Origin of the sequence: Lysobacter sp. yr284, assembly GCF_900107375.1 — a bacterium.
Lineage (GTDB): Bacteria > Pseudomonadota > Gammaproteobacteria > Xanthomonadales > Xanthomonadaceae > Lysobacter.
On the sequence record NZ_FNPT01000005.1, the window covers coordinates 106199 to 128178 of the forward strand.

General features: G+C 71.5%; 20 protein-coding genes. 15 read left to right on the forward strand and 5 right to left on the reverse strand.

The features are described from left to right. The first annotated feature begins 252 nt into the window (after nt 1-252). From BLV01_RS10430 to BLV01_RS10440, 4 genes are read left to right on the forward strand one after another with little or no spacing between them, the layout of a single operon-like run. Nucleotides 253-2070, forward strand: a complete 1818-nt coding sequence (locus BLV01_RS10430; protein WP_175485874.1) for an assimilatory sulfite reductase (NADPH) flavoprotein subunit — start codon at nt 253-255, stop codon at nt 2068-2070. Continuing rightward, nucleotides 2070-2357 carry a hypothetical protein gene (locus BLV01_RS25380; protein WP_139178603.1) on the forward strand — a complete coding sequence of 96 codons (288 nt, stop codon included), beginning with the start codon at nt 2070-2072 and terminating at the stop codon, nt 2355-2357. The genes BLV01_RS10430 and BLV01_RS25380 overlap by 1 nt, the downstream gene beginning before the upstream one ends. Continuing rightward, nucleotides 2354-4093 (forward strand): assimilatory sulfite reductase (NADPH) hemoprotein subunit, encoded by a 1740-nt coding sequence (gene cysI / locus BLV01_RS10435; RefSeq protein ID WP_091798527.1) that lies wholly within the window; start codon nt 2354-2356, stop codon nt 4091-4093. The genes BLV01_RS25380 and cysI overlap by 4 nt, the downstream gene beginning before the upstream one ends. Next, nucleotides 4090-4842 carry a phosphoadenylyl-sulfate reductase gene (locus BLV01_RS10440; protein ID WP_091798530.1) on the forward strand — a complete coding sequence of 251 codons (753 nt, stop codon included), beginning with the start codon at nt 4090-4092 and terminating at the stop codon, nt 4840-4842. The genes cysI and BLV01_RS10440 overlap by 4 nt, the downstream gene beginning before the upstream one ends. A 118-nt stretch (nt 4843-4960) precedes the next feature. Here BLV01_RS10440 and BLV01_RS10445 read toward each other — a convergent pair whose 3' ends face one another. After that, entirely contained in the window at nt 4961-6448 is a 1488-nt protein-coding gene (locus BLV01_RS10445) for an NHL repeat-containing protein (protein ID WP_091798533.1), read from the reverse strand. Nucleotides 6449-6964: 516 nt separating this feature from the next. After that, nucleotides 6965-7948 (reverse strand): LysR family transcriptional regulator, encoded by a 984-nt coding sequence (locus BLV01_RS10450; protein ID WP_091798538.1) that lies wholly within the window; start codon nt 7946-7948, stop codon nt 6965-6967. A 386-nt stretch (nt 7949-8334) separates the two neighbouring features. Here BLV01_RS10450 and cysG point away from each other — a divergent pair, with 386 nt between their 5' ends. From cysG to BLV01_RS10480, 6 genes are all read left to right on the forward strand, one after another. Then, complete coding sequence (gene cysG / locus BLV01_RS10455) at nt 8335-9762, forward strand: siroheme synthase CysG (RefSeq protein WP_254782605.1); 1428 nt, start codon at nt 8335-8337, stop codon at nt 9760-9762. A gap of 47 nt (nt 9763-9809) precedes the next feature. Beyond that, nucleotides 9810-10787 carry a cysteine synthase A gene (cysK, locus tag BLV01_RS10460; RefSeq protein ID WP_091798544.1) on the forward strand — a complete coding sequence of 326 codons (978 nt, stop codon included), beginning with the start codon at nt 9810-9812 and terminating at the stop codon, nt 10785-10787. Nucleotides 10788-11353: 566 nt separating this feature from the next. Beyond that, nucleotides 11354-12397 (forward strand): aminoglycoside phosphotransferase family protein, encoded by a 1044-nt coding sequence (locus tag BLV01_RS10465; protein WP_091798548.1) that lies wholly within the window; start codon nt 11354-11356, stop codon nt 12395-12397. 11 nt (nt 12398-12408) lie between these two features. Then, on the forward strand, nt 12409-13128 hold the full coding sequence (murU, locus tag BLV01_RS10470) for an N-acetylmuramate alpha-1-phosphate uridylyltransferase MurU (RefSeq protein WP_091798551.1): 720 nt from the start codon (nt 12409-12411) through the stop codon (nt 13126-13128). Between the two features lie 58 nt (nt 13129-13186). Further along, on the forward strand, nt 13187-13738 hold the full coding sequence (locus BLV01_RS10475; protein ID WP_091798554.1) for an RNA 2'-phosphotransferase: 552 nt from the start codon (nt 13187-13189) through the stop codon (nt 13736-13738). Nucleotides 13739-13742: 4 nt separating this feature from the next. Beyond that, a complete protein-coding gene (locus BLV01_RS10480; RefSeq protein ID WP_091798557.1) occupies nt 13743-14252 on the forward strand; it encodes an O-acetyl-ADP-ribose deacetylase in 510 nt (169 codons plus the stop codon). A gap of 973 nt (nt 14253-15225) precedes the next feature. On the opposite strand, the gene hda is transcribed toward BLV01_RS10480, so the two are convergent. From hda to BLV01_RS10495, 3 genes are read right to left on the reverse strand one after another with little or no spacing between them, the layout of a single operon-like run. Beyond that, on the reverse strand, nt 15226-15957 hold the full coding sequence (gene hda, locus BLV01_RS10485) for a DnaA regulatory inactivator Hda (RefSeq protein ID WP_091798560.1): 732 nt from the start codon (nt 15955-15957) through the stop codon (nt 15226-15228). After that, entirely contained in the window at nt 15954-17132 is a 1179-nt protein-coding gene (locus BLV01_RS10490) for an AI-2E family transporter (RefSeq protein ID WP_091798563.1), read from the reverse strand. Before BLV01_RS10490 ends, hda begins: the two co-directional genes overlap by 4 nt. 8 nt (nt 17133-17140) lie before the next feature. Then, the gene (locus tag BLV01_RS10495) at nt 17141-18229 is read right to left on the reverse strand and encodes a DUF2066 domain-containing protein (RefSeq protein ID WP_091798566.1); all 1089 of its coding nucleotides are present in this window, start codon (nt 18227-18229) and stop codon (nt 17141-17143) included. A gap of 313 nt (nt 18230-18542) precedes the next feature. Between BLV01_RS10495 and purM the strand changes: the two genes are divergently transcribed. From purM to BLV01_RS10520, 5 genes are all read left to right on the forward strand, one after another. Next, the gene (purM, locus tag BLV01_RS10500) at nt 18543-19607 is read left to right on the forward strand and encodes a phosphoribosylformylglycinamidine cyclo-ligase (RefSeq protein ID WP_175485853.1); all 1065 of its coding nucleotides are present in this window, start codon (nt 18543-18545) and stop codon (nt 19605-19607) included. A 285-nt stretch (nt 19608-19892) separates the two neighbouring features. Then, on the forward strand, nt 19893-20498 hold the full coding sequence (locus tag BLV01_RS10505) for a DUF2238 domain-containing protein (RefSeq protein WP_091798569.1): 606 nt from the start codon (nt 19893-19895) through the stop codon (nt 20496-20498). Between the two features lie 60 nt (nt 20499-20558). Beyond that, nucleotides 20559-21011 (forward strand): hypothetical protein, encoded by a 453-nt coding sequence (locus BLV01_RS10510; RefSeq protein ID WP_091798572.1) that lies wholly within the window; start codon nt 20559-20561, stop codon nt 21009-21011. A 32-nt stretch (nt 21012-21043) separates the two neighbouring features. Next, nucleotides 21044-21466, forward strand: coding sequence for a hypothetical protein (locus tag BLV01_RS10515; protein WP_091798574.1), 423 nt, complete (start codon nt 21044-21046; stop codon nt 21464-21466). 28 nt (nt 21467-21494) lie between these two features. Then, a complete protein-coding gene (locus tag BLV01_RS10520) occupies nt 21495-21917 on the forward strand; it encodes a DUF4259 domain-containing protein (protein ID WP_091798577.1) in 423 nt (140 codons plus the stop codon). Nucleotides 21918-21980 lie beyond the last annotated feature (63 nt).

The following is a 21980-nucleotide window of genomic DNA, read 5'->3' on the forward strand; positions in this document are numbered from 1 at the left end:
GGCGACGGCCGGCGGCGACCGCGGCGGAGCCCGGACCGGACCCCGTTGCGGGCGTCGCCTTGGATCGCATTAGAAATCCCCCCGGATTCGGGGAGAAATGAACGCAAGGCATTAACGAATAACCGAGCATCCTTTCCGCGCGCCCGGCGTGCGCTCGTAGCCTGCTGACTCCGAAGCCAGACGCAGACCGCCACCGTGCCTGCCGCCGCCCCGTCCGCCGCGCTGCCCGCGCCGCCCCTCGCCGCTCCGCCCCTGCTCGCCGCGCCGCTGCCGGCCGATCGGCTGGATTCGCTCGCTCGTCTCACCGATGGACTGGATCGCGACAGCCTGTGGTGGCTGTCCGGCTATGCCGCCGGGCTGGCCCGCTCCGGCCTCGCCGTGGCCACGGCCGCCGCGCCGGCCGCGGTCGAGACCCGCACCGGCGAGCGCCTGACCATCGTCTACGGCAGCCAGACCGGCAACGCCAAGCGCCTGGCCGAACAACTCGCCGCGCAGGCCGAGGCCGCCGGCCTGGGCGTGCGCGTGCTGCGCGCCGACGCCTACCCGACCCGCGAACTCAAGGGCGAGCGCCTGCTGTACCTGGTGGTCAGCACCCAGGGCGACGGCGACCCGCCGGACGACGCGCGCGGCCTGGTCGACTTCATCGCCGGCAAGCGCGCGCCCGAACTCAAGGGCGTGCACTACGCCGTGCTCGGCCTCGGCGATTCGAGCTATCCGCAGTTCTGCGCGATCGGCGCGCGCCTCGACGCGCGCCTGGCCGAACTCGGCGCCACCCGCGCCTTCGCCCGCGGCGATGCCGACCTCGACATCGAGACGGTCTCCGGCCCGTGGCTGCAGCAGGCGCTGGCCCAGGCCAAGGACACCCTCAAGCCGGCCGCCGCGCACCTGGCGACGGTGACGCCGCTGCGCCCGATCGCGCCGGCCGCGCCGACCCATCACCGCGACGCCCCGTTCGCCGCCGAACTGATCGGCAACCGTCGCCTGATCGCGCGCGCCAGCAGCGCGCGCGGCGCGGTCGCGGCCGACAAGGACATCCGCCACATCGAGCTGTCGCTGGAGGATTCCGGCCTGCACTACCAGCCCGGCGACGCGCTCGGCCTGTGGCCGCGCAACCCGCCGGCGCTGGTGCAGGCGGTGCTGGAGACGCTGCAGCTCGACGGCGACGCCGCCGTCGCCCACGCCGGCCAGACCCTGCCGCTGCGCCAGTGGCTCGGCGACAAGCGCGAACTGACCAAGCTGGCGCGCCCGTTCGTCGCCAGCCACGCCGCGCACGCGCGCAGCGACGAACTCAACCGCCTGCTCGCGCCCGACCAATCGGCGCAACTGGCCGACTTGCTGGCGCGCAACCAGGTGATCGACCTGCTGCAGCGCTTCGACGGCGGCTGGTCGGCCGAGGAACTGGTCGCCGCGCTGCGCCCGCTGACCCCGCGCCTGTACTCGATCGCCTCCAGCCAGAAGGCGGTCGGCGAGGAAGCGCACCTGACCGTGGCCCACGTCGAGTACGAAAGCGAGCTCGGCCTGCGCTGGGGCGCGGCGTCGCACCAGTTGGCCAGCGCCGAGGAAGGCGAGCGCCTGCCGGTGTTCATCGAAGCCAACGAGCGCTTCCGCCTGCCCGCCGACGGCAGCCGCGACATCGTCATGATCGGCCCGGGCACCGGCGTGGCGCCGTTCCGCGGTTTCGTCCAGGACCGCGCCGCCGATGGCGCGTCCGGCCGCAACTGGCTGCTGTTCGGCAACCCGCATTTCCGCACCGACTTCCTCTACCAGACCGAGTGGCAGGCGGCCCTGAAGTCGGGCCAGCTGCACCGGCTGGACCTGGCGTTCTCGCGCGACCAGGCGCACAAGGTCTACGTCCAGCACCGCCTGCGCGAGCACGGCCGCGAACTGTACGACTGGCTGCAGAACGGCGCCCACCTGTACGTGTGCGGCGACGCCACGCGCATGGCCAAGGACGTGCACGCCGCGCTGCTGGCGGCGATCGCCGAGCACGGCGGCCGCAACGCCGAGGACGCCGAGGACTACCTCAACGATCTGCAACAACAAGGGCGCTACGCCCGGGATGTCTACTGATGTACGCCGTCGCTGTCCGCTGGTCGGAACACTACATCGTCGAACCGCGCCGCACGTCGCACGACGGCGCGGGGTTTGTGGCGTCTACTGAGCCTCGCGGGACGCTCGCCGCTGCGCCCGCAACGATTGCCCCGGCAGTCCGGATGGAGCGCGAACCCCGCGCCGGCGCTCACGAGCGCGCCGACAAGAACGCGCCGCCGCCGTCGCGACGCGCTCCGTTCGGGCTGCAACTGCGCGCCTCGCGCGCGGCCTTCGCCCGCGCCGCCTTCGCCGGAGCCGGCGCATGAGCGCGCATTCGGTGGAGGACATCAAACTCGCCAGCGCGCGCCTGCGCGGCAGCCTGCTCGACAGCCTGGCCAACCCGTTGACCGGCGCGCTCAACGACGACGACCAGACCCTGATCAAGTACCACGGCAGCTACCAGCAGGACGACCGCGACGTGCGCGAGGAGCGCCGCGTGGCCAAGCTGGAGCCGGCCTACAGCTTCATGATCCGCACCCGCACCCCGGGCGGCGTGGTGTCGCCGCAGCAATGGCTCAAGCTCGACTCCATCGCCACGCGCTTCGCCGAGCGCGGCCTGCGCGTCACCACGCGCCAGGCGTTCCAGTACCACGGCGTGATCAAGACCGAGCTCAAGGCGACGATGCAGGCGATCAACGCCGCGCTCATCGACACCCTGGCCGCGTGCGGCGACGTCAACCGCAACGTCGCGGTGGCGGCCAATCCGCAGTTCAGCGCCAGCCACGCGGAAGTCTTCGCCCAGGCCGCGGCGCTGTCGGAACACCTGCTGCCCAAGACCCGCGCCTACTACGAGATCTGGCTCGACGAGGAGCTCGTGGCCGGCAGCGGCAGCGAGGACGAGTCGATCTACGGCCAGGCCTACCTGCCGCGCAAGTTCAAGATCGGCTTCGCGATCCCGCCGTACAACGACGTCGACGTGTTCGCCCAGGACCTGGGCTACATCGCCATCCTCGAGGACGGCAAGCTGCTGGGCTACAACGTCACCATCGGCGGCGGCATGGGCGCGACCCACGGCGATCCGGAGACCTATCCGCGGGTCGCCGACGTGATCGGCTTCGTCACCCCGGACCAGGTGACCGCGGTCGGCGTGGCGGTGGTCACCGCCCAACGCGATTTCGGCAACCGCCAGCTGCGCAAGCGCGCGCGGCTCAAGTACACCATCGACGATCGCGGGCTGGACTGGTTCAAGGCGGAAGTCGAACGGCGCGCCGGTTTCACTCTCCTTCCGGCGCGTGCGTTCGCCTTCCGCCACAACGGCGATCGCTTCGGCTGGGTCGAGGGCGACGACGGCCGCGCGCACCTGACCCTGCGCCTGCCGGCCGGGCGCATCGTCGACGGCGCGCTCGACGGCCGCGGCGACGAAGTGACCCACCTCAGCGGCCTGCGCGCGATCGCCGAACTGTTGCTCGACGCCGAAGGCGCGCAGTTCCGGATGACCCCGAACCAGAACCTGACCATCGCCGGCGTGCCGGCGGCGCTGCGCGAGCGCGTGGATGCGCTGACCGTGCAGCACGGCCTGGACGGCTACCGCAGCGCCAGCCCGGTGCGGCGCAACGCGCTGGCCTGCGTGGCCTTGCCGACCTGCGGCCTGGCCATGGCCGAGGCCGAGCGCTACCTGCCCGAATTCGTCGATGCGGTGGAAGCGCTGCTGCAGCGCCATTCGATCGCCGACGCGCCGATCAACCTGCGCATCAGCGGCTGCCCCAACGGCTGCTCGCGCCCGTACCTGGGCGAGATCGCCCTGGTCGGCAAGGCGCCCGGCCGCTACAACCTGATGCTCGGCGCCGACCACCGCGGCCAGCGCCTGAACACGCTGTATCGCGAAAACATCGTCGAGGCCGAGATCCTCGCCGCGCTCGATCCGCTGCTGGCCGCCTACGCCGGCGAGCGCGAGGACGGCGAAGGCTTCGGCGACTACCTGGTGCGGCGCGAGGTCGTGACCGTGCCCTACCCCACGCCCACCGGCATTCCCGTCCAACTGGTTGCACAGGCCCGCCCATGAGCGCTCCGACCGATCCCGTCACCGCCGCCGAGTCGCCGCGCGCGCTCGCCGAACTCAACGCCTGGCTGGCCACGCAGACGGCCGAGCAGCGCGTGGCCTGGGCGCTGGAGAACACCGCCGGCGAGCACGCGCTGTCGTCGAGCTTCGGCGCGCAATCGGCGGTGTCGCTGCACATGGTCGCGCGGCAGGCGCCGCGGATCCCGGTGATCGTGATCGACACCGGCTATCTGTTCCCGGAAACCTATCGCTTCATCGACGAACTCGGCGAGCGCCTGGCGCTGAACCTCAAGGTCTACCGCCCGCAGATGGGCGCGGCCTGGATGGAAGCGCGCTTCGGCAAGCTGTGGGAGCAAGGCCTGGAAGGCCTGGAGCGCTACAACCGCCTGCGCAAGGTCGAGCCGATGCAACGCGCGCTGGCTGAGTTGGGCGTGCGCACCTGGATCGCCGGCCTGCGCCGCAGCCAATCCGGCAGCCGCGCAGGGCTGGAGTTCCTGCAGCTCAAGGACGGCCGCTGGAAGCTGCATCCGCTGGCCGACTGGAGCGACCGCGACGTGTGGCAATACCTGCAGGCGCACGACCTGCCGTACCACCCGCTGTGGCACGACGGCTATGTGTCGATCGGCGACGTGCACACCACGCGCCGGCTGGAGCCGGGCATGCGCGAGGAAGACACCCGCTTCTTCGGGCTCAAGCGCGAGTGCGGCCTGCATTTCGACAGCGAGCCGCTGGCCGAGGACAAGGCCGCCTGAGCGACGGCGGCGCGAGCGGACGCGACGCGCTCGATCCGCCCCACGCGCGCGCAGCAGCCGGCCCGCGCCGCGCAAGCCGGCAGGCTCGCCCAAGCCGGCGCGCGTAGCGACGCCGTGCTCATTCCACCGTGCAGCGCACCTGGAACCGCAACCCGCCGCCCGCGGCGATCGGCGGCAGCCGCACGCCGCCGCCGCTGAGACGGGCGAAGCTCAACTCGGCCGGCGCCGGACACGTCGCCGTACCGACGACGCTGCACGATCCCGCGACCACCTCGCAGTCCTTGAGCCCCGACGCGGCCGTGTCGCGCAGCAACGCCTGGTCGGCGACCGAAGGCCCGGCATTGCCCACCGCGAGGGTGTAGACGCTGGCCGCGCCGCTGCGCACGGTGTCGTCGCCGCGGTCGCTGGCGCCGGCGGCCGGCGTGTTGGTCTTGGTCACCGACAGATCGACCTCGCGTTCGTTGCCGAAGGTGCACAGCACGTCCGCGCCGGCGTTGTCGCGGTCGGGCATGACGAAGCGGCCCGATGCGCCGCGGCCGCTGGCGACCGCCGCGTTGCCGTCGGATTCGTTGACGCAAGTCCACGACGTCGCATAGCCGCCGAGTTGGGCGCTGCCGCTGGCCGCCTCGCCGATCGTGTAAGCGTTGCCGGGCAGGCCCAGCACCGGTCCGGCGACCGCCGCCTGCAGGCCGCCGGCGCCGCCGCCGGTGGTCGCCGCGTTGCCGGCGGCCCAGCCGCCGCCGCCGATGCTCAACGCGAACTGGTCGCCCGCCGCGTTGCGTCCGTCGGGCAGGTTCTTGCGCAAGCGGATGGTGTAGGGATAGCCGCACGAGGCCAGGTCGCTGCCGCTGGAAGTGCTTACCGGCCCGTTGGAGACCGCGCCGGTGGACGGATGCAGTTGCGAGACCGCGCCGTTCGCCCCCACCGTCAGCAGACCGTCGTTGAAGGCGATGCCCGGATAAGTGCCGCCGGAGCCGAGTTCGCCGGTCACCGGCGACGCCGCCATGTTCCCGCCCGCCGCCAGTTGCTGCGCGGTGACGCGATAAATGCGGCTGCCCGAGGCCGAATTGCCCGACACCAGATACAGGTTGCCGAGGTTGTCGAACGCCAGGTCGCCGTTGTTGCCGGAGACCTCGGTGATGGCGCCCGCCTGCGCCACCGCATTGCTGCGCGGGTCGTAGGAAAACAGGCCCCAGACGCTGTTGTTGCTCGTGTTGGCCTGGGGCGCGGCGGAGTAGAACAGGCGATTGGCCGGATTGAAACCGCCGGCGACGAAATTGCTGGCGAAGGCAGGCACGCCCGCCGGGATCGGCGATTGGGTCAGCGCGCCGGTGGCGGCGTTGTAGGCGAACACCCGGCCCTTGTCGGCGCCGCCGGCGACCACGCCGTAGATCACTTCGCCGCCGCCGGGCGGCAGGCCGATGCCGTTGAGCAGCGCGTTGCCGATCGCCGGCACGGTGGCGATCGTGGCGGTCGCGCCGGTGACCGGGTTCAGGCGCCGGATCACCCGGGTGTTCTGGTCGATCGAGTATTCGGTATCGACGCCGCAGGTGAAAGTCTGCGCAGCGGCGGGCGGCAGTGCCGGCGCGATCAGGCACGCGAGCAACAGGCGCAGCGCCCAGCCGCGCCCGCGCGGGCAGCGGCGCGCGGCGTGCGGACGCTCGGGTCGGCGTGCCGGCCGGGGCTCGGGCGCTGCGGGAACCGGTCTGGCGGCCGCGCCCGGTTGCGAAGCGGGCGCGGTTTCGATGCGGACGGGAATGATCACAAAAGGGCGGCCGGTCGGGTTTCTGGAGAAATCGACAGGACGCAACGAATTCAGACACGTTTTTTACGCCGCGTCGGCTCAGCCCAGCGTGGGCACGAACTGCACAGCCGGCACGCATGAGAAATGCAGACAACGCGCCAGGACGGCGGTTTTGGCGACCGACTCGCCACGCGCTTGGGACGCGGGACTCGGCCGCGTATCGGCGCCGCCGTCAGGCGCGGAGGCGGCGGCGCGGCGCCGTGGATGGCGGCGCCGCGCCGGTGCGGCGGACGCGGACCGACCGCGCGATCCGCACGCGGCGCAGCGGCTCCCGTCTCGCCTTCGTCGCGCGGGCCACGCCGCGCGCGGCGCCCAAGCTCAGGAACTGATCGACTGGGTCAGCTCGATCCAGCTCGGCGCCTTCGGCCATGCCGGTTCGAGATTGCCTTCCAGCACCCGGCGCAGGTCGCGCCGGTCGATCTGCGGCGCCAGGCCGTGGACCAGCTCCAGCGCGTAATCGCGCAACACCCGCGCGCGCGGGATCACCGCCCAGGTGATGCATTCGGGCACCGCGTCGGGCGCGGTCAGCGCCTTGAGGTCGTCGTCGCGCGAGGTCACCGCCATCTCGGCCAGCAGGCCCACGCCCAGGCCGGTGCGCACGTAGGTCTTGATCAGGTCGGCGTCGCGCGCGGTCATCGCCAGCTGCGGCTCGTGGCCGCCGGCGGCGAAGGCGCGGCGCAGCGAGGATTCGGGCCGGTTCGAGGATTCGTAGCTGATCAGCGGATGCGCCGCCAGTTCGGCCAGGGTCGGCGCGCGGTCGAGCTTGGCCAGCGCGTGCGCGCGCGGCACCAGCACCACCCGGCGCCAGCGGAACAGCGGCACCGCCAGGCCGCCCTCGGGCGGCGCGCCGGCGGTGCTGATCACCGCCAGGTCGGCGTTGCCGTGCGACAGATGCGCCAGCACCTCGCCGTCGGCCGCGGCCTGCAGGTGCACGCTGACCTGGGGGAAGTCGCGCTTGACCTGGGCGATCGCCGGCGGCAGCACATAGCGCGCCTGGGTGTGGGTGGTCGACAGCACCAGCCGGCCGGCGTGCTGGCCGCGTTCGTTGGCGGCGTAGGCGCGGATGTTGGACGCTTCCTCGAGGATGCGCCGCGCATGCGCGAGCACGCGCTCGCCGGCCGGGGCGATCGCTTCCAGGCTGCGGCCCTTGCGCACGAACAACAGAAAGCCCAGCTCGTCCTCAAGCTGCTTGAGCTGCTTGGACAGGCCGGGCTGGGTGGCGTGGACGCGTTCGGCGGCGAGGGTGATGTTGAGGCCGGAGTCGGCGATGGCGACCAGGTAGCGCAACTGGGTCAGGGTCATGGGGTGGCGATCCAGAATGAGTGTCGGGGCGGAATGCGGCGAACGGCGCAGCGGCGACAACAGCCGGCGCCCGCGTTGCCGCGGCAGCTCGGGCGCATCGCACGCATTCGCTGGCACTTCGCGTCCACGTATTTATCGCTCTATTCGGATGAAAGGATTTATAGATTAACCAGCCGTATATCCGCTGTCCAGTATCCGTCCGGCAACGCAGCGGCTCATTACGTGACGGCATGTGCAAAGGCGGGGCCGTCATTTCCGCGGCGCCGGGCGGCGGCCGTAGGGTCGTCGCATCCTCCTCCCGACGCACCCTCGCCGCCGTGACCCGCGCCTCGTCCCGCTCCGAACACGACCAACACCCGCCGGCCGGCGAACGGCCGGCCGGCGGCTTGTTCCCGCTGTTCGCCGACCTGCGCGGCCGCAGCGTGCTGGTGGTCGGCGGCGGCGCGGTCGCCCAGCGCAAGGCCGCGGCCCTGCTCGAGGCCGGCGCGCGGGTGCGGCTGGGCGCGCCTGCGCTCAATCCGGTGTTGCGCGCCTGGGCCGCGGAAGGACGCATCGAACACCTGCCCGGCGAATTCGCGCCGCACTGGCTGGACCAGGCCTGGCTGGCGATCGCCGCCACCGACGACGCCGCGGTCAACCGCGCCGTCGCCGCGGCCGGCGAAGCGCGGCGGATCTGGGTCAACGTGGTCGACGACGTCGAAGCCTCGGGTTTCCACGTGCCGGCGCGGGTCGAGCGCGGGCCGGTGCAGATCGCCATCTCCAGCGGCGGCGGCGCGCCGATGCTGGCGCGGCACCTGCGCGAACGACTGGAAACCGAACTGGACGAATCGCTGGGCGCGCTGGCGCAGTTGTTGAACCGCGAACGCGCGCGCATCCGCCGCCACTATCCCGACCTCGGCCAGCGCCGGCGCTTTTTCGAACGCGTGCTGGCCGGCCCGATCGCGGCGCTGCTGCGCGACGGCCGCCACGACGAGGCGCAGCGCGCGTTCGGCGCGGCCTTGATCGACGACAAGCCCGCCGCGGCGCCGGCCGGTTCGGTGGTGCTGGTCGGCGCCGGCCCCGGCGATGCCGGGTTGATGACGCTGCGCGGCCTGCGCGCGCTCAACCAGGCCGACGTGATCCTGCACGACCGCCTGGTCAGCCGCGAAGTGCTGCAACTGGCGCGGCGCGACGCCGAGCTGATCGAAGTCGGCAAGCAGGCCGGCAACCACCACACCACCCAGGAGCGCATCCACGAGCTGATGCTCGAGCATGCGCGCGCCGGCAAGCGCGTGGTCCGGCTCAAGGGCGGCGATCCGTTCGTGTTCGGCCGCGGCGGCGAAGAGCTGGAAACGCTGGCGCAGGCCGGCATCGCGTTCGAAGTCGTGCCCGGCATCACCGCCGCGCTGGCTTGCGCCGCCTACGCCGGCATACCGCTGACCCATCGCGACCACGCGCAGTCGCTGCGCCTGGTCACCGCGCATCTCAAGGATTCGGCCGGCGATCTCGACTGGCAGGCGCTGGCGCAGGAAAAGCAGACCCTCGCCGTGTACATGGGCGTGGCCGGGCTGGACGTGCTGCGCGACAAACTGATCGAACACGGCCGCGCCGCCAGCACGCCGTTCGCGCTGGTCGAGAACGGTTCGCGCCGCGAACAGCGCGTGGTCACCGGCACCCTGGCCGAGCTCGCCGAACGCGCGCAAGGCCATCGCGTGCAATCGCCGGCGCTGCTGATCGTCGGCGAAGTCGCGGCGCTGGCGCAGCGCCTGCACTGGTTCGGCGCGGCGCCGCTGACCGAACCGCCCGCCGACGCCGCACTGGCCCAGGCCGCCTGATTCCGCATCGCCCGATTCCTCATACCCCACGCCACGGGAGCCTCCTCATGTCGCTGCACGAAAGCATCCTCGACACCATCGGCGACACGCCGATCGTCAAGCTCCACCGCATCGCGCCCAAGCACATCACCCTCTACGCCAAGGTCGAATCGTTCAATCCCGGCGGCTCGGTCAAGGACCGCCTCGCGCTGGCGATCGTGCTCGACGCCGAACGCAGCGGCGAACTGAAGCCCGGCCAGACCATCGTCGAAGCGACCTCGGGCAACACCGGCATCGCCCTGGCGATGGTCGCCGCCGCGCGCGGCTACCCGTTCGTGGCGGTGATGACCGAGACCTTCTCGATCGAGCGACGCAAGCTCATGCGCGCCTACGGCGCCAAGGTCATCCTGACCCCGGCCGCCGAGCGCGGCACCGGCATGGTGCGCAAGGCCGCCGAACTGGCCGAGCAGCACGGCTGGTTCCTCGCCCGCCAGTTCGAGAACCCGGCCAACCCGGCCTATCACCGCAACACCACCGGCCCGGAAATCCTGCGCGATTTCGCCGGCAAGCGGCTGGATTACTTCGTGTCCGGCTGGGGCACCGGCGGCACCCTCAGCGGCGCCGGCCAGATCCTCAAGCTGGCCCGGCCGGAACTGAAGATCGTCACCTCCGAGCCGGCCGGCGCGTCGCTGCTGGCCGGCAAGGACTGGCAGCCGCACAAGATCCAGGGCTGGACTCCGGACTTCGTCCCGGCCGTGCTCGACCGCGGCATCGCCGACGAGATCCGTCCCATCGACGACGTGCTGGCGCGCGACACCGCGCGCCGCCTCGCCGCCGAGGAAGGCCTGTTCGTCGGCCTCTCCGCCGGCGCCACCGTCGCCGCGGCGCTGGAAGTCGCGCAAAGCGCGGCGGAAGGCTCGGTGCTGCTGGCGATGCTGCCGGACACCGGCGAACGCTATCTGTCGACGTTCCTGTTCGAGGGCGTCAACGAAGGCTCCGACGACGAGTGGCTGAAGTCGTTGCAGGCCGAGGAGATTGCCGCCTGAGCCAAGCGCGGCATACGCAGCGAAGCCGGGCGCGACCGGCGCGCGCCTAGGACGCACCGGCGCGGATGTGCCGCCGCGACGGGTCGGAACCCGCGCCGGCTTCGCTGCGTGCTGTACCCCGCGGCAACGCGGATTCGGGATCGTGGCTTCACCGTTTCGCGCTTCATCCGTTCCATCGAGTCGAAGCTTCACCGCTGCGCGCGCTCCAGGACCGGCGCGCGGCGAGGTTCACCCGGGCACCCGTAGGGCGGGGCCCGCGGCGCAGGACGCTGGGAGTGGCGGTGGCGACCGTTCCCAGCCGAGAGCGCCGCGGGCTTCGCCCTACACTTTTTTGCCGACCGGCGATAACGCTGCTCCCCTGCAGGAGCGGCGCGAGCCGCGACCGCGACAACGCAACTGCGCCGAAGGCAGCGACGCGAGCGGACGCCCCGCGGCCGCGGCTTGCGCCGCTCCTACCGCAAGCGGCCGCAACGACGCCCGCGGCCGCGACGTTCAGGCCGTGCGGTTGCGCTCCCCGCCCGGCCGGCTACCCTGTGCGCCGGCGGCCTTCGCCGCGTGGAGCCTGCATGACCCAGCCGCACCCCTCCGACCGCGACGCCGCGCGCCTGGCCTGGGCCCGCGCCGCGACCGGCGACGACCGCCTCGACCTCGTCCGCGCCTCCTTCGACGCCGGGTTCCGCAGCTACTGGCGCGGCCGCGTGCACGCCGGCGCGGCCCGGCCCGAAGGCGACGCCATCGTCATGGACTCGCCGCCGGAGTTGGAGGACCCGCGCCCCTGGCTGCGCCTGCGCGAAGTGCTGGAGGCCGGCGGCGTGCGCGTGCCGCAGGTGCACCGCGCCGACCCGGAAAAGGGCTTCCTGCTGCTGGAAGACCTCGGCCGCGAGACCGTCCTGCAGGCGGTGGAAGCCGGACGCGCCGACGCCGACGCGATGTTCGACGCCGCCTTCGAGCAGTTGCTGAAGATCCAGGCCCTGCCCTGCCCCGACGACCTGCCGCCGTACGACGAAGCCTTCCTGACCCGCGAGCTTCGCCTGTTCGACGAGTGGTTCCTCGGCCGCCACCTAGGCGTGTCGCTCGATTGCGGCGACCTGGAGCGGCTCGACCTGGCCTACCGCCGCATCCTCGACAACGTGCTGGCCCAGCGCCAGGTGTTCATCCACCGCGATTTCATGCCGCGCAACCTGATGCCGGTCGCCGGCGGGCTGGCGGTGATCGACTTCCAGGGCGCGCTGCGCGGGCCGATCGCTTACGACCCGATCAGCCTGTTCCGCGACGCGTTCGTCAGCTGGCCGCCGGAGCGAGTGGAGGCCTGGCTGGCGCGCTACCACGCGCGCGCCGTCGCCGCCGGCATCGCCCTGCCCGACTACGCCCGCTTCCGCCGCGATGCCGACTTCGCCGGGCTGCAGCGCCACATCAAGATCCTCGGCCTGTTCGCGCGCCTGCACCACCGCGACGGCAAGCCCAAGTACCTCGCCGACGCGCCGCGCTTCCTGGGGTATCTCGACCTGGTGCTGCCGCGCTATCCGGAGCTGCAGCCGCTGAGCGAGATCGTCGAGCGCTACGTGCGCCCGGCGCTGGCCGCGGGCGCGCACGCGCCGGCGCGCGCATGAGCGCGCCGGCGATGAAGGCGCTGATCTTCGCCGCCGGCCTGGGCGAGCGCATGCGGCCGCTGACCCTGCACACGCCCAAGCCGCTGCTGCCGGTGGGCGGCAAGCCGCTGATCGAGTGGCACCTGGAAAAACTCGCCGCGCTCGGCGTCGGCGAGGTCGTGGTCAACACCTCCTGGCTGGCCGACCGCTTCCCCGCCGCGCTCGGCGACGGTTCGCGCTGGGGCCTGCGGCTGCATTATTCCTACGAAGGTCCGGCCCCGCTGGAAACCGGCGGCGGCATGCTCAACGCGCTGGCGCTGCTGCAGGAAGGCGCGCCGGCGCAGGCGCCGTTCCTGGTCGCCAACGGCGACATCTGGACCGACTACGACTTCGCCGCGCTGCCGCGCGAGTTCGACGGCGACGCGCAGCTGCTGCTGGTCGACAACCCGCCGCAGCATCCGCGCGGCGATTTCCGCCTCGACGCCGACGGCCGCATCGGCAACGACGGCGACGACAGGCTCACTTACGCCGGCATCGGCCTGTACCGCGCTTCGCTGTTCCAGGACTGGCGCAGCGCGCTCGCCGACGCCGCCGGCTGCGAGCTCGATCCGCCGCGTTTCAGCGTGGTGCCGCTGCTGCGCCGCGCCGCCGACCAGGGCCGCCTGCGCGGCGCGCGCCACCGCGGCCGCTGGACCGACGTCGGCACCCCCGAACGCTTGCGCGAACTCGACGCGACGTTCGTCGCCGACTGACGGCGGCCGCGGCACTGGCGCCGGTTCCGGCGCGGGTCTAGCATCCGCGCCGACGCTTATGACCGATCAACACAAGAAACTCAGCAAGTTCCTCAGCCTCGTCCTCCGCCACGAACCGCAGGCCATCGGCCTGACCCTGGACGCCCAAGGCTGGGCCGACGTCGACGAATTCATCGCCAAGGCCGGCGCGCACGGCAAGCCGTACAGCCGCGCGCTGATCGAGCAACTCGTGCGCGACAGCGACAAGCAGCGCTTCAAGCTCAGCGACGACGGCCTGCGCATCCGCGCCAACCAAGGCCACTCCATCGACATCGACCTGGCGTTGCAGCCGGTCGAACCGCCGGCCTCGCTCTACCACGGCACCGCCACCCGCTTCGCCGGTTCGATCCGCCGCAGCGGGCTGGACAAGCGCAGCCGCCAGCACGTGCACCTCTCGCTCGACCGCGACACCGCGGTCAAGGTCGGCAGCCGCCACGGCACGCCGCTGGTGCTGCACGTGCGCGCCGGCGAGATGCACGCGCACGGCATCGCGTTCTATCGCGCCGACAACGGCGTGTGGCTCACCGACGCGGTGGCGCCGCAGTTCATCGACTGGCCGGCGCGAGGCTGAGGTGATGACGCTGCGCGCGATCCGCGCCGACATCACCACGCTGGCGCTGGACGCGATCGTCAACGCCGCCAACTCCTCGCTGCTCGGCGGCGGCGGCGTGGACGGCGCGATCCATCGCGCCGCCGGCCCCGGGCTGGTGGCCGAATGCCGCCTGCTCGGGGGCTGCAAGACCGGCGAGGCCAAGCTCACCGGCGGCCATCGGCTGCCGGCCAAGCACGTGATCCACACGGTCGGGCCGGTCTGGCGCGGCGGCGACCACGGCGAACCGGCGCTGCTGGCGGCGTGCTACCGCAACAGCCTGGCCATCGCCGCGCGCCGCGGCTTCGCATCGATCGCGTTTCCGTGCATCAGCACCGGCATCTTCGGCTATCCGGCCGAAGCGGCGGCGCGCGTCGCAGTGGAGACGGTGCGAGCGCATGCGCTCGCCGCCGAAGCGCCCACGGATGTGGTGTTGTGTTGTTTTGGCGAGGCCGACCTGGCGATTTACCTGGCCCTGCTGGGCGAGGACGGTTGAGGGACGCAGCGGCGAGCACACGAAGCCGCGTAGCCGCGCCGCCGCATCCCGAAGCCACCGCCCAGCCCCGATTCCTGCGAACGCTCCCATCCACCGAGGCAATGCAGCCACGGCCGTCATTCCGACGAAATCCGGAATCCATCTTGCCGTTGCTGCTGCTGTTGCCCTCAGCTTGGACGCAACCTCGCCCGAGGCCCATGTTCCGCAGCCCCGGAGGGCGCGCGCATGGATGCGCGCGTGCGCCATGGGACAGGATGTCCCTTATGGCGCAGCCCCGCGCCCGGTGCTGGACCTAGTGGCTCGTGACCTTAGAAAAGCGTTTTTCTTTGGTCACTTTCTTTTGGCGCGCTGCCAAAAGAAAGTAACTCGGCCGCTTGCGGACGAAAGCTCTTGATTGTCGCTTGTCGTCGCTCGTCAACGACGGCAGTGCAGTTGCGTATCCGACTGTAGGAGCGGCGCGAGCCGCGACCGCGACAAAACAACTTACGACGAAACTTACGCAATCGCCGCGCTGGCGCGGTCGCGGCTTGCGCCGCTCCTACAGGGGGCGTGCCGCGGCGGGGTCGGCCTCTGCGTGTTCGTACGTGTGAGGACAAGCAAACATCCAAAGCTTCCGTCCGCAAGCGGCCGGGTCACTTTCTTTGTCCAAAGCAACAAAGAAAGTAACCAAAGAAAAGGCATTACTGTTTCGGATCAAGAGCCACTATGGCTCACAGGGGCGCGGGGCCGCGCCATAAGGGGCATCCTGCCCCATGGCGCGCGCGCATCCATGCGCACGCCCTCCGGGGCTGCGGAACATGTGCTTCGCGTGGGGTTGCGTCCGGGCAAACAGCAACGGCAACGGCAAGAACAACGGCGAAACGGAATCCGGCGTTCGCTCGAATGGTGCGCTGAAACGGCGGACCGAGACGCGGCGCGAACAAGCAGAGCGCAGCCGCACCGCTTCGCCGGATCTCCCGACGCCGCTCCCGACTCAGGTTTCGTCGTCGATCGTGCGCTTGAGAAACGGCACGGTGATGCGCCGCTGCGCCGCCAGCGAGGCGCGGTCGAGCTTGTCGAGCAACTGGGTCAGGCCGCCGAGGTCGCGGTCCATGCGCTTGAGCATCCACTCCAGCGCCGCCTGCTCCAGCGCCAGCCCGCGCCGCTGCGCGCGCTGGCGCAGGACCTGGGCGCGGCCGTCGTCGTCGAGCGGGGTCAGCACGATGCGGGTGCACTGCGACAGGCGCGAGCGCAGGTCCGGCAGGGTCAGCTTGAGTTCGTCGGGGTTCTCGCGCGATGCGTAGATCACCGCGAGGCCGGCCTGACGCGCGCGGTTGTGGGTGTCGAACAGGGCGATCTCGTCCTCGCGCCGGCCGGCGATCGCCTCGATCCCGTCCAGCGCCAGCAGGTCGTTGTTGGTCTCCAGCGACTGCAACGCCTCGCGCACCCGCCCCACCGCCGCGGCCAGCGGCACGTAGGCGGCGCGGCGGCCGGACAGATCGGCCTGGGCGCACGCGGCCAGCAGCAGGTGGGTCTTGCCGACCCCGGGCGGGCCGGCCAGGTAGACCCAGTCCGCGCCGGTGGGATCGCGGTAGCCCGCGGTTTCCTCGTCGCTGCTCGCCAGCGAGCGCAACTGCGCGATCGCGCCGTCGGGCGCGTCCACATAGGTTTCCAAACGCTGGTCCGGCGAATGACGCAGGGCCAGCGGCAACTGCGGAATGCTCACTGCTGGCTCTCGCGCTCCGCTGCGTCCGCGCCCGCGGCGGCCGGCGCCAACGCCGGTTCCAGCAGCGCGGCCGGTTGCTCGCCCGCGTACAGGCGGCTATGGGTGTAACGCTCCTGGGCGTAGCGCAGCAGCACGTTGATCACCGCCGCGACCGGCAGCGCCAGCAGCATGCCGAGGAAACCGAACAACTGCCCGCCGGCCAGCACGGCGAAGATCACCGCCACAGGGTGCAGGCCGATGCGGTCGCCGACCAGCTTCGGGGTCAGCCAATAGCTTTCCACCACCTGGCCCACGCCGAACACCGCCAGCACGCCGAGCACGTGCTTCCAGTCGCCGTACTGCACCAGCGCGGCGACCACGCCCAGGATGATGCCGCTGGCCGGGCCGAGGTAGGGCACGAAGGTCAGCAGGCCGGCGACGATGCCGATCAGGATGCCCAGGTCCAGGCCCACGCCCCACAGGCCGACGCCGTACATCACGCCTAGCGCCAGCATCACCAGGAACTGGCCGCGCAGGAACGCGCCGAGCACGTCGTTGGATTCCTTGGCCAGGCGGCTGACCGTGCCGAGGTAGTCGCGCGGGATCAGCGAGGCGACGCGCTCGACCAACTTGTCCCAGTCGCGCAGGAAGAAGAACGTCAGCACCGGCAGCAGGGCGATGTTGGCGACCATCGCGATCAGGGCGAAGCCCGAGCGCGACAGGTAGCCCAGCAAGGTGGTGGCGACGCCGCCGGCGCGCTCCCAGTTGCTGCGCACCAGCTCGATCAAGTGGTTGAGGTCGAGCCAGACGCTGATCTGGAAGCCGGTGCGCTGCTCCAGCCACGGGATCGCGGTCTCGGTGAACCAGACGCGGTAGGTCGGCAGCGACACGATCAAGGTGGTGATCTGGCGCTCGATCAACGGCACCAGGATCACCAGCACCAGGGTCACCAACAGCGCCATCAGGGTGAACACCAGCGCCACCGAGGTGTTGCGCGAGCGGCCGGTGCGCTCGATCCGGTCGACCAGCGGATCGCCGAGCCAGCCGAGCATGGCGGCGACGACGAACGGGGTCAGCACCGGGGCCAGCACCCACAGCAGCCAGCACGCGCCCACCCCGAGCGCGGTCCATTGCAGGCGGCGCAGGAACAGGGCGATGTCTTCGAGCGGGGCGCGCACAGGCGTCGGGTCGGTCATTCGGAGGCTCAGTGCAGTTGGAACACGGGCGGTTGGCCTTCCAGGCCTTCCAGACCGACCAGGGTGCCGCCGGCGTCGGTCATGCGCTTGAAGCCGGGCAGGCCGGAGAGCAGGTCGAGGTCGAACTCCACGCTCTCGGGCGTGGCCCGGATCGGAACGATCTTGCGCACCACCGCCAGGCCCTGCAGGTAGCCGGCCAGGCGGATGTAGTCGTCGGCGCTGCGCACGCCGGTGAACACCACCCGGTAGGTGCCCGGGGCGCCGGCCACGCTGCGCTTGGCGTAGCGCTTCATCAGCGCGTCGGCCGCGCCGTCGGCGCCGCCGGCCATGACCTTGCGCGCATCCACGTCGGCGCTGTTCCAGCTGCCCAGCACCTTGCCGCCGTCGACGAAGGTCCAATCGCCCTTCCAGCCGCCGGTCTTGACCCGGTAGAGCTTGCCGATCAGCTGCATCGGCGGGCTGTAGCGGGCCGAGGCGCGCGCCACCGCGGCGGCGTCGCCGCGCCAGATCGCGCCGACGCTGGCCTGCTCGGCGGCGCTGCCGCTGGGCAGGCCGAGGCGGTAGCCGCGCTCGACCGCGCGGTTGAGCGCGGCGCGCGCGGCGTTGGCCTGGGCCAGGCCGACCAGGCGCGGGCCGCTGCCGTCGTCGATCGCCAGCCACAGCACCGGCTTGGGCCGCGGCTGCGGCCAGATCGGCAGGCCGAGGGTGGCGGCGAGCGTCTCGACCTTCTCCTGGTCGAAGCTGACCACCAGGGTGGTCTGGAAGGTCGGCGCGCCGGTGACCTGGGACACGCCCTCGTCCTGGCGGTAGTCGTAGCCGATGGCGTAGTCCTTGGCCCGGCGCAGTTCCTGGCCGACGCCGGGACGGCTGGCCGCGGCGCGGTCGCCGGACATCTTGCCCAGCACCTGGGCCAGCGCGCGCGCCATCGCGCCGTTGCGCTCGTTCTCGCTCTGGCCGCCGACCGGAACTTCGGCCGAATAGGCGCCATCGGCCTGGGCGCGGTCGCCCTCGACCCGCTGCGCGCTCGCGGCGAAGCTCGCCAGCAGCGCCGCGGCCATTGCCCACGTCCGGATTGCCTTACCCATCGACCCGCCCATCGCTGTCCCTATCTAGTTCGTGGAGCGGGCATCCCGCCCGCGTTGCGGACCGCCTGGCCCGGCCCGTGCGGCCATTCGCCGGCCCGGGGCCGACGGCGGCGTTCAAGGTCGGAAATGGTGCCGCAGGCGGGCCGGGGAGTCCATTCGCAGGCTGAATGGGTTGGAGCCGGCAAACCGCGGATACCCGCCGCAACACCGCGAAAGGCCCGTCCCGCCTGTCTTTCGCGATCGGCCGGCGGCGCCGCGCTAACGCCTGCCCCACCCGGGCCTGCTAAAATCGCCGGCTTCCCTCCGCGACCACCCCGGGGCCGCCGTGACCGCTTCCTCTTCCGACACCTCTCCCAAGCCCCTGACCTACCGCGACGCGGGCGTCGACATCGACGCCGGCAACGAGGTGGTCGAGCGGATCAAGCCGCTGGTCAAGCGCAGCTTCCGTCCCGAGGTGATGGGCGGGCTGGGCGGGTTCGGCGCGCTGTTCGACCTGTCGGGCAAGTACCGCGAGCCGGTGCTGGTGTCCGGCACCGACGGCGTCGGCACCAAGCTCAAGCTGGCCCAGCAGCTCAATCGCCACGACACCATCGGCATCGACCTGGTCGGCATGTGCGTCAACGACGTGCTGGTGCAGGGCGCCGAGCCGCTGTTCTTCCTCGACTATTTCGCCACCGGCAAGCTCGATGTGGACACCACGGTCGCGGTGGTCGGCGGCATCGCCCGCGGCTGCGAACTGGCCGGCTGCGCGCTGATCGGCGGCGAAACCGCCGAGATGCCCGACATGTACCCGCCGGGCGAGTACGACCTGGCCGGCTTCACCGTCGGCGCGGTCGAGAAGTCGCAGATCCTCGACGGCTCGCGGGTCAAGCGCGGCGACGTGCTGATCGGCATCGCCTCCAGCGGCCCGCACTCCAACGGCTACTCGCTGATCCGCCGGATCTTCGACCGCGCCGGCCGCCCGGGCGACGTCGCCGTCGGCGGCGTGCGCCTGATCGACGCGCTGATGGAGCCGACCGCGCTGTACGTCAAGCCGGTGCTGGAACTGCTGCGGGCCAACGGCGGCGAGCACACCATCCACGCCATGGCCCACATCACCGGCGGCGGCCTGACCGAGAACATCATCCGGGTGATCCCCGAAGGCCTGGGCCTGGACATCCGCACCGCCACCTGGACCCTGCCGCCGGTGTTCGACTGGCTGCAGCGCGAAGGCGCGGTGCCGCGCGAGGAAATGTGGCGCACCTTCAACTGCGGCATCGGCTTCGTGCTGGTGGTACCGGACGAAGCGGCCGCGGCGACCGAGGCCGACCTGCGCCGCCTGGGCCTGGCGCACTGGCGCATCGGCGAAGTCGTCGGCCACAGCGGCGGCGAGCGCGTGCACATCGGCTGAGCGCGGCGTTTCGCGATCGGCAGAACGGCGGGCCTCGGCCCGCCGTTTTTCGTTTGGGTCGGACGAGGACGGTGGGGTTCGTCGTGGTTGCGCTGGCGCGGTCGCAGCTTGCGCAGTTCCTACAGTCGGATACGAAACTTTCCGGAGCCCTGTAGGAGCTGCGCAAGCTGCAACCACATCACCGCAACCACGACGAAAACTGGGACACCTGTTCCCTTCTCCACCCCGCTCCGGTAGTTTCCCCTGCTCATCACCGGAACCTCCCGCATGCCCGCGCAAGGACGCATGAGCGCCCCCAAGAAAGCCGCCCTGGGCTTCGTCCTGGCCGTGTTCGCGATCACCTGGATCGCGCCGAAAAGCCCGTTCGAGCAGGCCATGCACAGCGTGCTGACCGTGCTCGGGCTGTTCTGGCTGTGGCGCCACGACCGCCGCTGGCCGCTGCGCGACGGCCACTTCCTCGCCATCTGCGGCTTCATGACCGCGCACTGCATCGCCGCGCGCTGGCTGTATTCCTACGTGCCCTACGACCAGTGGATCCAGTGGCTCAGCGGCGGCTGGTCGCTGGACCGCGCGCTGGGTTTCCAGCGCAACCACTTCGACCGCCTGATCCACTTCCTCTACGGCGCCTGCTTCGCCCCGCCGCTGCGCGAATACTTCCGCCAGCGCTGGCCGGCGCTGGGCGCGGGCCAGGCCTTCGTTTTGGCGGTGGCGGCGATCATGTGCACCAGCCTGGTCTACGAGTGGTTCGAATGGGCCATCGCCCTGACCATGTCGCCGCAGGATGCGGAGTCCTACAACGGCCAGCAAGGCGACGTGTGGGACGCGCACACCGATATGTTTCTTGCGACACTGGGATCGCTGGCGGCGTGGCCGCGCAAGCGCGCCGGCTGAGCGCACGACCGGCCGTCGCCGCCTCGCGCCGGCCGTAGCGAATCCAAGGAGCCGCCCGTCATGAACGATCCCCTGCCCACCGTCGCGCCGAACGCCGCGCCCGCGCCCGCGCCCGCGTCGAAGGACGCCGACCAGCTCGACCTGATCGGCATCCTCTACTACGTGCTCGCCGCGTTCGCCGCGCTGTTCTCGCTGTTCCCGCTGCTGCACGTCGGCATGGGCATCGCGATGCTCTCCGGCGGCTTCGACCAACCCGGCAACGGCCCGCCGCCCCCGCCGGCGGTCGGCTGGATGTTCGTGGCGTTCGGCTCGGTCTTCATCCTGTGCGGCCTCGCCTTCGCCGCGCTGCTGGTGTTCGGCGGCCGGCGCATGCGCCAGCGCCGCAACCACACGCTGTGCGCGGTCGTCGCCGGGGTGAGCTGCATGTTCATGCCGTTCGGCACCGTGCTCGGCGTGTTCGCGCTGGTGCTGCTGATGAAGCCGGAAACCAAGGCCTTGTTCCACGCGCGCTGAACCCTTCCTGCGAACACCTCAAGGACCGAGCCATGTCCCACCCCGCCCCGCCCGCTACCGCCTTCGGCGCCGAAGACGAATCGCAGCTCAAGCTGCTGTCGATCTTCTACTACGTGCTCGCCGCGCTCGGCGCCGCGGCCTTGCTGATGGCGGTCGGGATCACCGCGCTGCTGTTGGGCTACCTCGGCGCCGGCGGCCCCGGCCACGACGGCTCGGCCGCCGTCGGCGACCTGACCATGCTGATCGTGGTCATGGCGCTGTCGATCGGGCTCAGCCTGGCCAGCAGCATCCTGCAGTTCATGACCGCCCGCCGCCTGCGCCAGCGGCGCGGCCGCGGCCTGTGCCAGTTCACCGCGGCGATCACCTGCCTGTCGTTTCCGCTGGGTACGCTGCTGGGCGTGTTCACCTTCATCGTGCTGGCGCGTGCGCAGGTGCGGGCGGCGTTCGGCGACTGACTCACCGACACAACGCAAGGAGCGAAGCATGGGCGCATGGGGCGTGGGCACGTTCGAAAACGACGATGCCCTGGATTGGCTCGGCGATCTGACCGACACCGACGACAGCGCGGCGGTGCGCGCGCGGCTGGCGCAAGCGCTGGCCAGCGACTGCCTCGACGCGCCGGACGCCACCACCGCGCTGGCGGCGGCGGAAACCGTGCTGTCGATGCTGGACGCGCCGACGCCGTCGCTGGCCTGGCACGAGGAATTCGCCGCCTGGCTGCCGCGCCACGCGGCGGTGGCCGATGCGGCGCTGGGCGCGGCCGCCGTCGATGCCGTCGATCGGGTCCTGGGCGAGGACTCGGAACTGCGCGAACTGTGGGACGAAACCGACGACGCCGGCGACTGGCGCGCCGCGGTCGCCGCGCTGCGCTCGGCCCTGGTCGCGCGGCTGGGCGTCGCCCGCTGAACCCGCCGGCCCGCGCGCGCGGGCCGGGCGAGGACCGCTGAGCCGGGCGCGCCGCACTAGACA

Excerpts from the sequence above, each read along its gene's own strand:
- BLV01_RS10490 (WP_091798563.1), bottom strand. The coding sequence starts at position 17,132 with ATGACCGACCCGACGCCTGTGCGCGCCCCGCTCGAAGACATCGCCCTG.
- BLV01_RS10465 (WP_091798548.1), top strand. The coding sequence starts at position 11,354 with ATGACCCAGCCGCACCCCTCCGACCGCGACGCCGCGCGCCTGGCCTGG.
- murU (WP_091798551.1), top strand. The coding sequence starts at position 12,409 with ATGAAGGCGCTGATCTTCGCCGCCGGCCTGGGCGAGCGCATGCGGCCG.
- BLV01_RS25380 (WP_139178603.1), top strand. The coding sequence starts at position 2,070 with ATGTACGCCGTCGCTGTCCGCTGGTCGGAACACTACATCGTCGAACCG.
- cysI (WP_091798527.1), top strand. The coding sequence starts at position 2,354 with ATGAGCGCGCATTCGGTGGAGGACATCAAACTCGCCAGCGCGCGCCTG.
- BLV01_RS10505 (WP_091798569.1), top strand. The coding sequence starts at position 19,893 with ATGAGCGCCCCCAAGAAAGCCGCCCTGGGCTTCGTCCTGGCCGTGTTC.
- BLV01_RS10450 (WP_091798538.1), bottom strand. The coding sequence starts at position 7,948 with ATGACCCTGACCCAGTTGCGCTACCTGGTCGCCATCGCCGACTCCGGC.
- BLV01_RS10510 (WP_091798572.1), top strand. The coding sequence starts at position 20,559 with ATGAACGATCCCCTGCCCACCGTCGCGCCGAACGCCGCGCCCGCGCCC.
- BLV01_RS10515 (WP_091798574.1), top strand. The coding sequence starts at position 21,044 with ATGTCCCACCCCGCCCCGCCCGCTACCGCCTTCGGCGCCGAAGACGAA.
- BLV01_RS10475 (WP_091798554.1), top strand. The coding sequence starts at position 13,187 with ATGACCGATCAACACAAGAAACTCAGCAAGTTCCTCAGCCTCGTCCTC.
- cysK (WP_091798544.1), top strand. The coding sequence starts at position 9,810 with ATGTCGCTGCACGAAAGCATCCTCGACACCATCGGCGACACGCCGATC.
- BLV01_RS10480 (WP_091798557.1), top strand. The coding sequence starts at position 13,743 with ATGACGCTGCGCGCGATCCGCGCCGACATCACCACGCTGGCGCTGGAC.
- BLV01_RS10495 (WP_091798566.1), bottom strand. The coding sequence starts at position 18,229 with ATGGGCGGGTCGATGGGTAAGGCAATCCGGACGTGGGCAATGGCCGCG.
- BLV01_RS10520 (WP_091798577.1), top strand. The coding sequence starts at position 21,495 with ATGGGCGCATGGGGCGTGGGCACGTTCGAAAACGACGATGCCCTGGAT.
- BLV01_RS10440 (WP_091798530.1), top strand. The coding sequence starts at position 4,090 with ATGAGCGCTCCGACCGATCCCGTCACCGCCGCCGAGTCGCCGCGCGCG.